Source organism: Aliirhizobium cellulosilyticum (assembly GCF_014198105.1).
GTDB lineage: Bacteria > Pseudomonadota > Alphaproteobacteria > Rhizobiales > Rhizobiaceae > Neorhizobium > Neorhizobium cellulosilyticum.
Genome location: NZ_JACIGW010000002.1, coordinates 243,604 through 259,605, shown reverse-complemented (window position 1 = coordinate 259,605; position 16,002 = coordinate 243,604). Strand labels below are relative to the sequence as shown.

Genomic DNA, 16,002 nt, shown 5'->3' with positions numbered 1-16,002 from the left:
GGTTCTTCTTTCATCAGCAAGTGCTGTAGTATTGCGACTTGCAGGGGCTGATGACAGGAAAAGCCGTTTCTTCCGCCGGTTCTGGGGAGCAAATATCTCTAGAAAGCCGGGCCTACACAGAAAACCTGCCGCCTTAACCAAATGTGACTGTTTTTACGGCAGCAGATGCCCGCATAGGTTTGTATTTTCTGCATGTTTGCGGTACTCCAGAACGGAGTGTGCAATGCGGCATAGCCGTGTGCACGAACGCGACCGCGGATGTCGCATCCAAGATATTCGCGAGGCGCAGGGATACGAAGTGTGAAGCGGCGACGTGAGGGCAAAAAAGCCTCGCGGCGGCGTTGCTGTTGATGGTTGCGTGATGATATCCCAGAAAGCGAAATATGCGCTTCGAGCCTTGGCTGCTCTGGCGCAGGCCGACCCGGATGAGCCGATGCTGATCTCGGAGATCGCGGTCCAGCAGTCCATTCCGAAGAAATTTCTGGAACAGATCCTGCTCGACCTGAAACGCTCCGGCATCGTCATGAGCCGCCGTGGCAAGCAGGGTGGATATCTACTGCTGAAGCCCGCCGACGCAATCTCCTTCGGTGAAGTCCTGCGGCTTGTCGACGGGCCGATCGCTCCGCTTCCCTGCTTGTCGCAAACCGCCTATCGCAAATGCGATGATTGCGATGGCGAACACCTGTGCGAAATCCGCCATGTCTTCGCCCGTGTAGCCGACGCCACCCGCGACGTTCTGTTCAACACCACGATTGCCGATGCGATCGAGGGGGCAGGCGAAGGTACACAGAAGCCAGCTCAGGTGAGAGAGCTTCTGACGGCGTAAGCCCTCTTGCTTAATTGATATTGGCGTCTGCCTACGTGCAGCAGGGCATGCTAATGTACTCTCCTTGTCGAGAGGCTGGCATGTTTTCTGTGTCCATCGCAAAATCACCGAAGGACTTCGAGATCGCCGCGGCGCTGTGCCGGGAACTGGCGGATTGGGATATCGCCATGGCCGCGACCCATGGCGTCGATCCTCAACTGGTGACGGATCTTTATCACGGTGAGACTGCGGCAAGCCTTGCCCGGCGTTACGCGCAATCGGGGACAGGAATGTTGCTGGCATCATGGGATGGCCAGCCGGCGGGATGTTTGGCATTTTCCATCTTCGACGATACGGCCGACGAACTTCACAAATTCTACGTGGGCCCCGATTTCCGGCAAAGAGGCATCGGCGGCGCAATGATGCGGGCGGTCATCCATGCTGTCGAAGCGCGTCGGAAGAGCACGCTGCTGGCGCACACCACCATCTATATGACCGATGCTATCTCGATCTATCGCGCCTGCGGTTTCGACTTCTGCCCACCCTTTCGAGACGTGCCCAAAGCGGTTGGCCATACGGAGATTTTCCTCAGGCGCGACTCTCCGCCGGGTTGAAATCGAGCCTCTGGAACGAATTTCGGCCGGATTGCGTTTTTGCCGTTCGGTGTTTTCCCGATGCTGCTGTTCTGTGAACTGATGCTCATGGAACGCATTCTTTGTCGCGCGAACCCGCCCGAGGGAAACAGTTTTGCCTTCTTTTCGCCGTGAATTGACTAAGACGACCTGACCGATAGAGTTTAGCCCATATCAAATGGCCCGATGATCACGGGACACTGGTCATGGGACAAGGATCACAGGAGAGACTCTATGCTGAACTTCACCGATGGGATTGGAAAGCGGCTGGCAGTGGTTGCGCTCGGCGTGACGCTCGCTGCAGGAAGCATAGCGCCGGCCTTTGCCGCGAGCCAGCTTCTGAACGTGTCCTACGATCCAACACGCGAGCTCTATAAGGATTTCAACGCCGCCTTTGCCAAGCACTGGAAGGCGGAAGGTGGTGAGGATGTCACAATCCGTCAGTCGCATGGCGGCTCCGGCGCGCAGGCCCGCTCTGTGATCGATGGCCTTGAGGCCGATGTCGTGACGCTGGCGCTGGAGAGCGATATCAATGCCATCCAGAAGACCGGCAAAATCAAGGAAGACTGGCGCACCCGCCTGCCCAACAACGCTTCGCCCTACACCTCGACGATCGTCTTCCTCGTTCGCAAGGGTAATCCGAAGGGCATCAAGAACTGGGGCGATCTGGTGAAGGGCGACGTGCAGATCGTCACGCCGAACCCGAAAACATCAGGTGGCGCCCGCTGGAACTATCTGGCTGCCTGGGCCTGGGCCAATGAAGAATTCAAGGGCGATCAGGACAAGATCAAGGCCTATATCGGCGATCTCTACAAGCGCGCTCCGGTTCTCGATACCGGTGCCCGCGGATCCACCGTCACCTTTGCCCAGCGCCAGATCGGCGACGTTCTGCTCGCCTGGGAAAACGAGGCCTATCTGGCCGGTGAGGAATTCGGCAAGGATGCGTTCGACATCGTCGTGCCGCCGATCTCCATCCTCGCCGAACCGCCGGTCGCAGTCGTCGATGCCAATGTCGACGCCAAGGGCACCCGCAAGGTCGCCGAAGCCTATCTCCAATATCTTTATTCCGACGAAGGCCAGAACATCGCGGCCAAGCACTTCTATCGTCCGTCCAAGCCGGAAGTGGTGAAGCCGGAACTGTTGAAACAGCTGCCTCCGATCAAGCTCGTCACCATTGACGATCCGCTCTTCGGCGGCTGGAAGAAGGCGCAGCCGGAGCACTTTGGTGATGGCGGCATTTTCGACCAGATCTACAAGCCCGGCGCCAAATAATCACTCAAGTGACACTGGAGGCACGGTGCGGTAGTTTGTTGCCGCACCGTTGCCATGTCGGGCCTGAACGTAGAATTCGGAACCAAGCATGACCGCATCCGCTACCGTTTCCACGGCGGGCTGGAGATTGAAACAGCCGAGCATCATCCCGGGTTTCGGGTTGACGCTCGGCTTTTCGCTCGCCTACCTGTCGCTGATCATTCTCATCCCCATCGCCGGCCTGCTCTGGCGCACGGCCGAACTCGGCTGGTCGGGCTTTTTTGCCATCTTCTCCGATGAACGGACGATCCGGGCTCTTTATGTATCCTTCGGCACGGCCTTTATCGCGGCAGTGATCAATGTCGTCTTCGGCACGCTGCTCGCCTGGGTGCTCACCCGTTATCGGTTTCCCGGGCGCCGGCTGATCGATGCGATGGTCGATCTGCCCTTCGCCCTTCCGACGGCTGTTGCCGGTATCGCGTTTGCCTCGCTTTATGCGCCGAATGGCTGGATCGGCTCGCTGTTCATGCCCTTCCGCATCGCTTTCACGCCGATCGGCATCGTCATCGCGCTGATCTTCATCGGTCTTCCCTTCGTCGTGCGCACCGTGCAGCCGATCATGGAAGAGATCGACAAGGAGGTGGAAGAGGCGGCTGCCACGCTTGGCGCCAACCGGTTCCAGACGATCTTCAACGTGCTTCTGCCCGGTCTTACGCCAGCCCTTCTCACAGGCTTTGCGCTCGCCTTCGCGCGCGGTGTCGGAGAATACGGCTCGGTCATCTTCATCGCCGGTAACATCCCTTACGTGTCTGAAATCGCACCGCTGCTGATCGTCATCCGGCTGGAAGAATTCAACTATGCCGGCGCGACCGCCATCGCCACGATCATGCTTCTGATCTCCTTTGCCATGCTTCTGGTGATCAACCTCATCCAGGCCTGGAGCCGCAGGAGATATGGCAATGTCTGATAATCGCCGTATCTCCTTCCGTAACCCGGCTGACGAAAGCTTCTCCACCAAGCTGATCCTCGTCGCCCTGACGCTCGTCTTCCTCGCCTTCTTCCTGTTCCTCCCGCTTGTGTCGGTTTTCTACGAAGCCTTTCGCGAAGGATGGGTCACCTACGAGGAGGCGTTGCTGGAACCCGATGCCTGGGCAGCGATCCGGCTGACTCTGATCGTGGCTGCCATCGCCGTGCCACTCAATCTCGTCTTCGGTCTGGCCGCCTCCTGGGCGATCGCCAAGTTCGAGTTCAAGGGCAAGGCGTTTCTGATCACCCTGATCGATCTGCCGTTTTCGATCTCGCCGGTCATCTCCGGTCTGGTCTATGTTCTTCTCTTTGGCAGCGGCAGCCTTCTCGGCCCCTGGCTGAAAAGCTATGGCATCGAGATCCTGTTTGCCGTGCCCGGCATCGTGCTTGCGACCGTCTTCGTCACCTTCCCCTTTGTTGCGCGCGAACTGATCCCGCTGATGCAGGACCAGGGCACCGGCGATGAGGAGGCGGCACTGTCTCTGGGCGCGTCCGGCTGGCAGACGTTCTGGTATGTGACGCTGCCCAATATCAAATGGGGCCTACTTTACGGCGTGCTGCTCTGTAACGCCCGCGCTATGGGTGAGTTCGGCGCCGTCTCAGTCGTTTCCGGCCGTATCCGCGGCCTCACCAACACCATGCCGCTGCATGTCGAGATCCTCTATAATGAGTACAACATGGTCGCCGCCTTTGCGGTGGCATCCCTGCTGGCTCTTCTGGCACTCGTCACGCTCGCTTTGAAAACCTTTCTCGAACTTCGGTTCGGTGCCGGCGCCGCCGGCGGCCGGCACTAGGATACCCCGCGTATGGAAGTCAAAATCAACAATATCCGCAAGGAATTCGACCGTTTCGCCGCGCTGAATGACGTATCGCTCAATATCGCTTCGGGTGAATTGATCGCGCTGCTCGGCCCGTCCGGTTCCGGCAAGACGACACTGCTTCGCCTGATCGCCGGCCTGGATTTCCCGACTGCCGGCCAGATTTTCTTTGGTGAGGAAGATGCCTCCCGCCATTCGGTCCAGGAGCGAAATGTCGGCTTCGTTTTCCAGCATTACGCGCTGTTCCGTCACATGACCGTGGCACAGAATATCGGCTTCGGACTCAAGGTCCGTCCGTCCGCCAGCCGCCCGCCGAAAAGCGAGATCAAAAAGCGGGTTTCCGACCTGCTCGACATGGTGCAGCTCTCGGGTCTTGAAAATCGCTATCCCAACCAGCTTTCCGGCGGTCAGCGCCAGCGCGTGGCGCTTGCCCGTGCCATGGCGATCGAACCCCGCATCCTTCTGCTCGACGAGCCTTTCGGCGCGCTCGATGCCAAGGTCAGGAAGGAACTGCGCCGCTGGCTGCGCGAATTCCACGACCGCACCGGCCACACGACCGTGTTCGTCACCCACGACCAGGAAGAAGCGCTTGAACTTGCCGACCGTGTTGTCGTGATGAGCCAGGGCAAGATCGAGCAGGTCGGTTCAGCGGATGATGTCTACGACCGCCCGCAGTCGCCTTTCGTCTTCTCCTTCATCGGCGAATCCTCGCATCTGCCGGTCGAGGTGAAGAATGGTACGGTTCTGTTCCAGGGCGAGCCGATCGGCATTTCGGAAAAGACCGATGCGGCCGGAGACCTGTTCTTCCGCCCGGAAGACGTGGTCCTGACCGACGAGAAGGACGCATTGTTCGGCAAGGTTACTGCCTGTCGCCGTCTCGCCGGCACCCGTATTGCCGAGATCGACATCGCCAACAACGGCCACGATCCGTTCCATGTCGAAGTGGAGGTGCCATTGCATGCTCCGATCGAGCTTGGTTCGGAAGCCCGTTTCCGCCCGACCCGCTGGAAGATCTTTACCAAGTAACTGCCGGACGGTTTACGCTCGGAGTCCGTGAGCTTGTTGATGTTCCAGCCCTGTCCGAAGATCAAGGAGAGGCTGGAATACTATTCCATCCAAGCTTCGTCTGTCGTCTTGCCCGCATCGGTTTGTATATCCGGCTCATGTGTCGCAGCCGCTACATCTTTAAGGCGTAAGATTCGATAAATACAAATACGCTAAGGCAATTGCGGTTCAACGTCTTTAATAGGCTTAAAATGTCGGCTCATGTCGATGAAACCTGCCAACCGAAGCAGCATGAGCTGCTATCCCCAGCTGTAGTCGATACAGTTTCGGCATCTCGTCAGCCATTGTTCGGGCGCTTTTTGCGTGGCGCTGGCCAAGCGCAATCCAGAGGGCGCACCCTTCGGCAAGGCCCTCCGCCGGAAGATATGGCGAAGGCGCTGGCCATCCTTGCAAACCAGCCGAATGCCAGCGCTGGCCTTGTCCGGCTTGGAGACAAGCAGATCCTGTTTTCCGATTGCGAGCAGGCGTTTGTCATGTATGCCCGGCACGGCCACTCGCTGGTCGCGCTGTTCGATCCTGTCGGCCCGCAGGAACTGTGGCCAAACCTGCTTGAAAAGTTCATGGCGACGGCGCGTCATCAAGGCAGCCGACCGGTCTTCTATCAGGTTTCGAAAGCTTTCCTGCCGCACGCCTTTGATTGCGGCCTGCGTCCGTACAAGCTCGGCGAGCAGGCAGTGGTAGACCTGACCCGTTTCGACCTCAAGGGCGGTGCCTGGCTGAAACTGCGCCGCTCGATCAATCGCGCCGAACGCGACGGGCTGGAATTCTCCATGCTTTCACCCGATGAGGTGCCCGAGGTCATAGACGAGCTGCTCTCGGTTTCGCGTGCCTGGCTGGCCTCGCACAACGCCTCGGAGAAGGGTTTTTCGCTCGGCACATTCGACCTCGCCTATGTCAAGGCATGCCCGGTGGCGATCATCCGCTTGGAAGGGCGCATCGTCGCTTTCGCAAACATTCTCGAAGCCGGCCAGCATGGCGATGCCTTCATCGACCTTATGCGTCACATTCCCGAGACGCATCGCGGCATGATGGATCTGCTCTTCGTGCGCATCATGGAGCATATGAAGGCGCGGGGTTTCCGCACGCTCAATCTCGGCATGGCCCCTCTCGCGGGCCTGGCGGATCATCACTACGCGCCGCTGTGGAACCGGCTCGGCCGGGAGATCTTCGAATTCGGCGAGCGTTTCTATAATTTCCGCGGCGTGCAGGCTTTCAAGTCGAAGTTCGATCCGGTCTGGCAGCCGCGTTATCTCGTCGTTTCGGGCCGCGGTCTTCCGCTCGCTTCCATCTTCGATGTAACGATGCTGATCGGCGGCGGGTTGCGCGGGATTTTGCGCAGATGAGGGCTTTGCCGGTTATCGTTGCAGCGCTCACGCTGGTTGCCGGTGCCGTTGAACTCTATCACATGCAGTTCGCTCAGAATGAAATCGTCAGCCTGCCGACCTCCCGCATCAGCGATCCGCAGGTGCAGGAAAAAGGCATCGTCGTGCTTCTGTCGGACGCCGATGGCTGGGGCCGCGAAGAAGACCGCATGTCGGATGCGCTGACAGCCGATGGTGCTGTAGTCGTCGGCGTCGATCTGCCCGACTATTATGCCGGGCTTGGCGAAGAGAAGCGGGACTGCCTCTATCTCGTCTCCGATATCGAGGAACTGAGCCGCCAGATCCATCGCGATCGGGACATGACGACCTATCGCGCTCCGCTGGTGGCAGGCATCGGCGCCGGCGGATCGCTGGCTCTGGCGATTGCCGCCCAGACACCGTTCTCCACCATCGGCGCGACGCTGGCGGTCGACCCGGATCCGTCGATCGCCCTGTCGAAAATACTCTGCACGCCGGCGCCGAAAAATCAGGTCGATGGCGGTATGCGCTATGGCCTGACCGAAGGCGAGCTGCCGAACGATATCGACGTCGTATTCACGCCCGAAGCCGCAAAGGCGGGGCGCGAGCATGTCGAAGATCTGAAACGCACCCACCCCGACATCGAGGTGACTGCGGATGACGAGGCTTCCGAGGAAGCTTTGCTTGCAGTTTCACGCAGCGTGATGACAGCCGCTGAGGCCACCGGTTCTCCGCTGGACCTTCCGATTGTGCCGATCGAGGCCGCGCCGCGCCGCAATACGATGGCGATCATCTATTCCGGTGACGGCGGCTGGCGTGATATCGACCAGAAACTCGCGGCATATCTGAAGGACGAGGGAATCCCGGTCGTCGGCGTCGATGCCCTGCGCTATTTCTGGAACGAAAAGACGCCGGCACAGACGGCAGCCGACCTTTCCCGCATCATCGCCACCTACCGCCAGCGCTGGAATGTCGAGAATGTCGTTCTGATCGGCTATTCCTTCGGCGCCAACATTCTGCCCGCCACTTACCGGCTGTTGGCGAAAGATGACCAGGAGGCAGTTCGTCTCATGTCGCTGCTGGCACTGTCGCATCAGGCCGATTTCGAAATCGCCGTCACCGGATGGCTCGGTTATGCCGGTGCCGGCAAGCATGGTGACCCGGTGGATGACTTAAGAGCGATCGAGCCTCTTAAGATCCAGTGCGTCTATGGGCTTGAGGAAGAAGATACGGCCTGCCCGGATGTGGGTGAAATCCCGGGTGTCGACATACACCCGCGCAAGGGTGGTCATCATTTCGACGGAGATTACCGCGCACTCAATCAACTCATCATTGATCGACTGAGCCAGCTTCTATCAGTGATGTGACAGTGAAATTCGGTTGTTGCCACGGCAAGCGAAACGGAAAGATCGCGGCGTGCTTTAGATCGCCGCGAAGCTTGCTTCGTTGGGCAGGAGATCGACCTGCTTTCCGTCGAACAGGTCCGAATGTTCGCCGATCGCCTGTTCCCAGGCGGCTGCGGGTCCCTGGGCGATCAATTGCAGCGAACCGTTCATGGGGTTGACGACTTTCAGTCCGAGGGGCTCATAGGCATTCAAGGCGTCAATGACCGGTGCCTTAGCGCGCAACGAAACGTCCCGCAAGGCCGCCTTGCGGGCCATGATATCCGATATCTCTCGGGCCTGAGACATTTCCTGATCGGCATTCACTTCGACGATGAAAACGATCGAGTCCTGCGGCGACGAGCTCGAAACGATATTCCTGACTCTGGCATTCAGCATGGTCAGTCCTTTCGATGGAAGAGCCGGCGTCATGGCAGCAGGCCTTCCAGGTCAATGCAGCCACGCCCCACTCTTGGGACAATATTGGCCCAATTTTGATTACATCTAGTAAACTCCATCAGCGTTTCCGTCAAACGTCGAGGCTGGCCGGTGAGTTCCGGATACTTCTCAAGAATGAGCGCCAGAGCTGATGAAATACATGGCGCCGAGAGCGAGCTGCCGTTCATGGAGGCGTAGCCGCCGCCGGCCAGAGCACTGTGTATATCCACGCCCGGTCCTACGATATTCGGTTTGCTCGGGGCTTGCCGCGCTGTATCGCCGTAGGAATACCCCCAGTCGCTGAAGGCGGCGACACGATCGTCCCTGTCGATCGCCCCGACGGCGACGACATGCTCAAGCTTGGCGGGAAAGCAATGGTTGCCCATACCCAGGTTGCCGTTGTTGCCGATTGCCGCCACGACCACCGCGCCCTGGTCTGCAGCGTTGCCGATCGCCTTGTAAAGGCTGCTGATATCCTCTCGGGTCAGGTTTCGTGTGCCGAGCGATGCGTTGACGATCTGGACGCCGTCGCCTTGAGGGCCTGCTTCGTTGACGAGCCAGTTCAGGCCGCCAAGCAACTGCGCAAAGTAACCTCGCAATCCCCCGTTCTCCGACTGCTCCGTCAGCACGGCCGCAACCGAGAGATGGACCTGCGGTGATATGCCGGCGTTCTGGCCGGCGCATATGCCTGCCACATGTGTTCCGTGGCTGCCGAAATCCCGCGGGCTTGCGCCCGGCACTTCGACGCCGTTGAGGTCGAACTGCCGGTAGACGATATGGTCGCCTTTCCTGTGTGAAAATTCAGGATGATCGACATCGATGCCTGTGTCCAGAAGGCCGATGGAGATGCCGTTGCCCCGGTATGCCTGGGGAAGCTCGCCTCGATTGGGAAGAATGCGACGGTGCCAGAAGTCGGGTGAAGTTTGCAACTCCCGGATCTCCGGCGGATGCACCAGGATTTCCGATTTTGGAACGACCTCGACGCCCTGTTCCTCGAGGATATCGATCATCGGCTGTTCCAGTCGAGGCAGGATCACCGCTCCCAGCGCTTCGAGATAGACCCCGCGCAGAAACAGTCGCTCGCCGCGGCTAACCCGCGCAACCGCGGGCAGAGCCTGCCGATAGGTGTTGGAGGCGTTGATGAGATCCAGTGTCGTTTGCGATCGGGACGTCATCGCCACATGCATCAGCCGCCGCAATTGTTTGCGGGAATCCGTCTGGCTCGTTTGCGGCAAGATGATTTTGTTCTCGGAACCCGGACCGGCCTTGTCGCTCTGTTCGTCCAGATAGCGATTGTCCGGAAGGAGAATGATCACGGACGATTTGGGCGACACCTCGATATCCGCAGTAAGCCCACCAATCTCCGGGCGGCTGTACCGGGCAAGCGACTGGATGCCGCGCTTGTTCTTGTAAAGGCGGATCCAGCGCCTTCTCAGATCTCGCCGGTGGCGTTTTCCTGCAAAACCGCCGCTTCCGCGCCAGACGGACGACTGCTTTGCAAGCGCACGCACAAACTCTTCCGGCGCCAGCGCCAGGATCCTGCTCATCATGATTCGCCCCCAACTTTTGACTGAGGCGAGAATATTATCGCTATTTAAGATTGCAACAATTTCCTGCGCAACCAAAGGGTGAGGCAGGTTGCATCAGCGGTCGCTGAGTGCTGCCCGCGGATTGACCCAGGGCTCTTGATTGCTCCGGGGCAGGGGGACTTTTCCGAGGATATGATCTGCCGCCTTCTCGCCGGTCATGATCGAAGGCCCGTTGAGATTGCCATATGTGATGTGCGGGAAGATCGAACTGTCCGCGACCCTCAAACCTTCCACTCCGATGACGCGACATTCCGCATCGACGACAGCTTGTCGGTCGTCGGCGCTTCCCATCCGGCAGGTGCCGCAGGGATGGTAGGCGCTTTCCAGATGCTCGCGCAGGAAAGCGTCGATCTCGTCATCCGACTGCAGGTTTTCACCGGGCTGGATTTCCGGTCCGCGATAGTCGTCGAATGCTTTCTGGTTGAAAATTTCACGCGTCAGCCGCACGCAATGGCGGAATTTGATCCAGTCTTCCTCATGGCTCATGTAGTTGAAGCGAATGACCGGATCATCCTTCGGATCCGCCGAACGAAGGGTTACGTTGCCCCGCGATTTGGAAAGATTGTAGCCGACATGCGCCTGAAAGCCGTGGCTCTTGGCGGCAGCTTTCCCGTCGTAGGAAATCGCCACCGGCAGGAAATGATACTGGATATCCGGCTGCTTCAACCCGGCTTGCGAGCGCAGGAAGGCGCAGGCTTCGAACTGGTTGGAGGCGCCAAGGCCACCCTTGGACAGCACCCATTGCGCCCCCGCCACCCCCTGCCAGAACCACGGCAGCCAGGAGTAGAGCGAAACCGGCTTGGTCGAGACCTGCTGGAAATAGAATTCCATATGGTCCTGCAGATTTGCGCCGACGCCTGGCCGATCAGCCTTCACCTCGATCCCCATGTCCTTCAAGTGCGCCGCCGGCCCGATGCCTGACAGCATCAGAAGCTTGGGCGAGTTGAAGGACGAGGCTGCCACGATCACCTCGCGATTGGCTTTAACGATCTCCGGCACGCCGCGCCGTAACACCTCGACACCGGTCGCCCGTCCATTCTCGATGACGATCTTTTGCGCCAGACCATAGACGATCTCGACATTCTTCCGCTTCATCGCTGGCCGCAGATAGGCATTGGCGGCAGACCAACGGCGGCCCTGATGGATCGTCTGTTCCATCAGCCCGAAACCCTCCTGTTTCGAGCCGTTATAATCCTCGGTCGTTTCGAAGCCTGCCTCGGCACCCGCCCGGATGAAGGCATGAAAGAGCGGGTTCTTCACTGGCCCGCGCTGCACATGCAAAGGCCCGTCGGTACCACGCCAGCCTTCTTCTCCCCCATGGCTGTGCTCCATCCGCTTGAAATAGGGTAGCACGTCGGCATATGACCAGCCGCGCGCGCCAAGCTCCTCCCAGCGGTTGTAATCCTCCGCATGGCCGCGCACATAAACCAGCCCGTTGATCGAGGATGAACCGCCCAGAACCTTGCCGCGCGGCGCGGTGATGCGGCGGTTGTTGAGGTTCGGCTCGGGTTCGGAAAGATAGCCCCAATTGTACCGCTTCATGCTCATCGGCCACGCAAGGGCTGCCGGCATCTGGATGAACGGGCCATAGTCCGACCCACCCGCCTCGATCACGATCACCGAATGCCTGCCATCCTCCGAGAGGCGGTAAGCCATGGCAGATCCTGCCGAGCCGGAACCGATGATGACGAAATCTGCCTGCATGAGTGTCTCTGATCCGATCTATTAGGTATCTCGGTGAATTTTAGCTGGATGCAGTTCTCAGTTGAGTTCCGATGTCTTATTTCTTTGGTAGCGATATCGTTTAGGCGGCGCGTGACCGATGGAAAATAAGCACTTTACCAAGAAGCTCCTTGCGAAGCTCGCGCGTGGCCACAGTGAAAGGCTCGAAGAGGAGCGCAACCGAACACGCCTCAGCAAAGGTATATCCAACACTTATCGAGATCGCCGGGAAAACCGGCAACCGTTCGCTCGTTGCATGGTGCATCACGCGCGCATGTTTTTCGTCGGCATCGGCATGTTTGTCGGGACTTTGGTGCATTTGCGCTTCGGGATAAATCTGATCATTTGCGTTGCTGCTTTCGCCGCTTGCACTTTCTTCATCTTCGAGCGTTGGAGACAGATAAAGCGCGCACGCGACGCCCATTTCGACTAACGGCTTCACCCTCAATACGGCGCCTCGACTTTGCCCATTCCCACATAGACCGTCTTCAGCTCGGAATAATGCTCAAGCGCCGCAAGCGAGTTTTCCCGTCCGAAACCGGACTGTTTCGATCCACCAAAGGGAATTTCCACCGGGCAGAGATTGTAGGTGTTGATCCACAAGGTCCCGGCCTCAAGTTGGTCCACCACCCGGTGCCCGCGCGAAAGGTCGGCGGTGAATACCCCCGCCGACAGGCCGAATTCAGTGGCGTTCGCCCGCGCGATCACCTCGTCCTCGTCGTCGAAGTCCAGCACGCACATCACCGGGCCGAAAATCTCTTCCCGCGCAATGGTCATCTCGTCGGTCACATCGGCAAACACGGTCGGCTGGATGTAGTAGCCTTCGCCCGTCACGTCGTTCGGAATGCCGCCGCCGGTCAGAAGCGTCGCGCCTTCGGCCTTGCCCTTGTCGATATAGCTCAAGACCTTCTGGCGCTGGTCGAAAGAGATCAGCGGCCCCATCTGCGTCGCCTCATCCATAGGCTCGCCGATGGTGATCTTTTCCGTCCGCTCTTTCAGCCGCGACAGGAACTGGTCCTTCACCTTGCGTTGCACGAAGACGCGGGTGCCGTTGGAGCAGACCTGTCCCGTGGAATAGAAATTGCCGAGCATAGCCCCGCCGATGGCGCTGTCGATATCCGCATCGTCGAACACGATCAGCGGTGATTTCCCGCCAAGCTCCATCGTCACATGCTTGAGTTGGCCGGCGGCTGCCGCCGCCACCTTGCGCCCGGTCGGCACAGAGCCCGTGAGTGAAACCTTGGCGACATCCGGATGGTTGACCAGAAGCGGCCCGGTTGTCCGATCACCCTGGATGACGTTGTAGAGCCCCTTGGGAAGCCCGGCTTCGATCAGGATTTCGGCAATCTTCAGTGCACCGAGCGGCGTGTTTTCCGACGGCTTGAACACCATCGCGTTGCCGGCGGCAAGCGCCGGCGCACCCTTCCAGCAGGCAATCTGCTGCGGATAGTTCCAGGCGCCGATACCGACGCAGACGCCGAGCGGTACTCGTTTCGTATAGGCAAAGTCACCGCCGAGCGGGATATACTGGCCGTTCATGCCCGCAGCGATCACGCCGCCGAAAAATTCGAAACTGTCGGCCCCCGAAGTCGGGTCGGCGACGATCGTTTCCTGGATCGGCTTGCCGGTATCGAGCGTTTCGAGTTCCGAAAGCTCGCGGTTCCTCTCGCGCATGATTTCGGCGGCACGCTTGAGGATTCGGCCGCGCGCCGTCGGGCTAATTGCCGCCCATTCGGGCTGGGCGCGTTTGGCCGCTGCGATCGCCTTTTCGACAATCGCCGGCGTTGCCGCATGCAGCCTTGCGATCACCTCGCCGGTGGCGGGGTAAAGGCTCTCGATGACGCTGCCTGCGGTATCCTCCACATATTCGCCGTCGATGAAGTGGCTGGCTTTCGGCTGTGCTTTCATTCTCTTGTCTCCGTCCTCACTCCCCACGGGGATAACGCTTGGACTCTTCCAGATTGTCGAGGTTCATGTGGTTGCGCATGTAGCGCTCGGAGGCCTTCTGCAAAGGCTGGTGATCCCACGGATAATAGGCGCCGTTGCGCAGCGCTTCATACACCACCCATCGCCGCGCCTGGCTTTCGCGCACGGCGGCGTCGAATTTCGCCATGTCCCATTTGGCATCCCGCTTGGCGCGAAATCCTTCAAGAACCTCGGCATGAGCCGGGTCGCCCGCAAGGTTCGTGAGCTCCTTCGGATCGGCTTCGAGATCGAAAAGCTGCTCTGGATCGAGTTCGCAATGGATATATTTCCACTTGCCCTCGCGAATGCCGACGAGCGGCGCGTAGGACGCTTCGGCTGCGTATTCCATCAGCACCGGCGAGGTCCGTTCACCGCCATCGATCACCGGCTTCAGGCTTTCGCCATCCGTCCATGGCGCAATCTCGGAGATCGATATCCCGGCAAGGTCACAAAGCGTTGGCGTCACGTCGAGATTGGAAACGGGAGCTTTGTGCAGGGCAGGGGCAACGCCCGGTCCCGCCACCATCAGCGGCACACGCGCGGAGCCTTCGAAGAAGTTCATCTTGAACCACAATCCGCGCTCGCCCAGCATGTCGCCATGGTCGGAACAGAACAGGATGACCGTATTGTCGAGCATCCGGGTGCGGGTCAGCGTATCGATCAGCTCGCCGACCTTCTCGTCGATATAGGAGATATTGGCGAAATAGGCCTGGCGCGAGCGGCGCACATTTTCCTCGGTAATGTCGAAGCTCGCATAATCGCATGATTTCAGGATGCGCTGCGAATGCGGATCCTGGCTCTCCAGCATGCCGACATCCGGCATCAGATACTCGCAGTCGTTATAGAGATCCCAGAACTTTTTCCGCGCCACGTAAGGGTCGTGCGGATGGGTAAACGAGACCGTCAGCGCCCAGGGCCGACGGTCGGCGTCATCGTTTTCGCGCGCCAGATGATAGAGCTTCTGGTTGGCCAGAAACGCCACTTCATCGTCATATTCCATCTGGTTGGAAATCTCGGCGACACCTGCACCGGTCACCGAACCCATATTGTGATACCACCAGTCGATCCGCTCGCCCGGCTTGCGGTAGTCCGGCGTCCAGCCGAAATCGGCCGGATAGATATCGGTCGTCAGCCGCTCCTCAAAGCCGTGCAACTGGTCTGGACCGACGAAATGCATCTTTCCCGAAAGTGCCGTGTAATACCCAGCTCGGCGCAGATGGTGCGCATAGGTCGGGATCGACGAGACATATTCGGCGGCATTGTCGTAAACCTGCGTCCGGCTCGGCAATTGCCCGGCCATGAAGGATGCGCGGGCAGGGGCACAGAGCGGCGAGGACGTGTAGTTGTTGGCAAACCGCGCCGAGCGCGCGGCAAGTGCTTTCATGTGCGGTGCATGCAGCCACTTCGCTGGTCCGTCAGGAAACAGCGTGCCATTCAACTGGTCGACCATGATGATGAGAAAGTTCGGGCGGTACATGATCGCGGCAGGACCTCTGTAGGCAGGAATGGCAATGTAAGGAGTTATTTTCGATCTTGTTTTCGATCAAGTGATGATTGCGAAACGCGCTATCCCAAATGCGTAGGGCGCATTGAACGCGCCCGGCCACTCAATCATGCAGTCTGATCCGCGATTGACGCTACCAAGTGCCGCAGCAGATTTGGATAGTCATCGGAAATGCGGGTAGCGTTTGCCATCAGCGTGATCGCGGCATTTGCTGGTCTCGTCATTGCGTCAGGCTGGCCGGTTAACAGCTTGGCAGTGCTTGGTATTTCCCTAAAGTCGGACCTGTTGTCCAAGACTGGGCAACGTCCGCGCCGGCACTTGCCGCACACTGTCCAAACATCGGATGATCCCTCGTAATTCATTGAATTTTAAGCAAATACCGGAAGGTCGTCACAAAACCTTCATGCGATTTTCATAGAGGAGCAACGGATTGTTGACGGGTAGCGCCGCAACCTGCGCAACGTC

The 16,002-nt window shown here is 59.0% G+C and carries 14 protein-coding genes; 8 read left to right on the top strand and 6 right to left on the bottom strand.

Annotated elements, in window-relative coordinates; all coding sequences use genetic code 11:
• The first annotated feature begins 361 nt into the window (after positions 1-361).
• From GGE33_RS10185 to GGE33_RS10150, 8 genes are all read left to right on the top strand, one after another.
• A complete protein-coding gene (locus GGE33_RS10185; RefSeq protein ID WP_183822872.1) occupies positions 362-826 on the top strand; it encodes an RrF2 family transcriptional regulator in 465 nt (154 codons plus the stop codon).
• Positions 827-906: 80 nt separating this feature from the next.
• Complete coding sequence (locus GGE33_RS10180; RefSeq protein ID WP_246435927.1) at positions 907-1,419, top strand: GNAT family N-acetyltransferase; 513 nt, start codon at positions 907-909, stop codon at positions 1,417-1,419.
• A 252-nt stretch (positions 1,420-1,671) separates the two neighbouring features.
• Positions 1,672-2,709: a sulfate ABC transporter substrate-binding protein gene (locus GGE33_RS10175; RefSeq protein ID WP_183684984.1), complete on the top strand. Its 1,038-nt coding sequence runs from the start codon at positions 1,672-1,674 to the stop codon at positions 2,707-2,709.
• An 88-nt stretch (positions 2,710-2,797) separates the two neighbouring features.
• Positions 2,798-3,655 carry a sulfate ABC transporter permease subunit CysT gene (gene cysT, locus GGE33_RS10170; protein WP_183822870.1) on the top strand — a complete coding sequence of 286 codons (858 nt, stop codon included), beginning with the start codon at positions 2,798-2,800 and terminating at the stop codon, positions 3,653-3,655.
• Positions 3,648-4,508, top strand: a complete 861-nt coding sequence (gene cysW / locus GGE33_RS10165; protein WP_148144026.1) for a sulfate ABC transporter permease subunit CysW — start codon at positions 3,648-3,650, stop codon at positions 4,506-4,508. The genes cysT and cysW overlap by 8 nt, the downstream gene beginning before the upstream one ends.
• Before the next feature lie 12 nt (positions 4,509-4,520).
• Positions 4,521-5,558 (top strand): sulfate/molybdate ABC transporter ATP-binding protein, encoded by a 1,038-nt coding sequence (locus tag GGE33_RS10160; RefSeq protein WP_183822868.1) that lies wholly within the window; start codon positions 4,521-4,523, stop codon positions 5,556-5,558.
• Between the two features lie 404 nt (positions 5,559-5,962).
• Positions 5,963-6,940 carry a GNAT family N-acetyltransferase gene (locus GGE33_RS10155; RefSeq protein WP_246435925.1) on the top strand — a complete coding sequence of 326 codons (978 nt, stop codon included), beginning with the start codon at positions 5,963-5,965 and terminating at the stop codon, positions 6,938-6,940.
• On the top strand, positions 6,937-8,304 hold the full coding sequence (locus tag GGE33_RS10150) for a virulence factor family protein (RefSeq protein WP_183822865.1): 1,368 nt from the start codon (positions 6,937-6,939) through the stop codon (positions 8,302-8,304). Before GGE33_RS10155 ends, GGE33_RS10150 begins: the two co-directional genes overlap by 4 nt.
• A gap of 54 nt (positions 8,305-8,358) precedes the next feature.
• Here the strand turns inward: GGE33_RS10150 and GGE33_RS10145 are convergent, their stop codons facing one another.
• From GGE33_RS10145 to betC, 6 genes are all read right to left on the bottom strand, one after another.
• The gene (locus GGE33_RS10145) at positions 8,359-8,718 is read right to left on the bottom strand and encodes a hypothetical protein (RefSeq protein ID WP_183822863.1); all 360 of its coding nucleotides are present in this window, start codon (positions 8,716-8,718) and stop codon (positions 8,359-8,361) included.
• A gap of 29 nt (positions 8,719-8,747) precedes the next feature.
• Entirely contained in the window at positions 8,748-10,307 is a 1,560-nt protein-coding gene (locus GGE33_RS10140; protein ID WP_183822861.1) for a S8 family peptidase, read from the bottom strand.
• Between the two features lie 93 nt (positions 10,308-10,400).
• Positions 10,401-12,050 (bottom strand): choline dehydrogenase, encoded by a 1,650-nt coding sequence (gene betA, locus GGE33_RS10135; RefSeq protein WP_183822859.1) that lies wholly within the window; start codon positions 12,048-12,050, stop codon positions 10,401-10,403.
• 100 nt (positions 12,051-12,150) lie between these two features.
• On the bottom strand, positions 12,151-12,510 hold the full coding sequence (locus GGE33_RS10130; protein WP_183822857.1) for a hypothetical protein: 360 nt from the start codon (positions 12,508-12,510) through the stop codon (positions 12,151-12,153).
• 2 nt (positions 12,511-12,512) lie between these two features.
• The gene (gene betB / locus GGE33_RS10125; RefSeq protein ID WP_183822855.1) at positions 12,513-13,976 is read right to left on the bottom strand and encodes a betaine-aldehyde dehydrogenase; all 1,464 of its coding nucleotides are present in this window, start codon (positions 13,974-13,976) and stop codon (positions 12,513-12,515) included.
• Between the two features lie 16 nt (positions 13,977-13,992).
• Complete coding sequence (gene betC / locus GGE33_RS10120; RefSeq protein ID WP_183822853.1) at positions 13,993-15,510, bottom strand: choline-sulfatase; 1,518 nt, start codon at positions 15,508-15,510, stop codon at positions 13,993-13,995.
• Between the last annotated feature and the right edge of the window lie 492 nt (positions 15,511-16,002).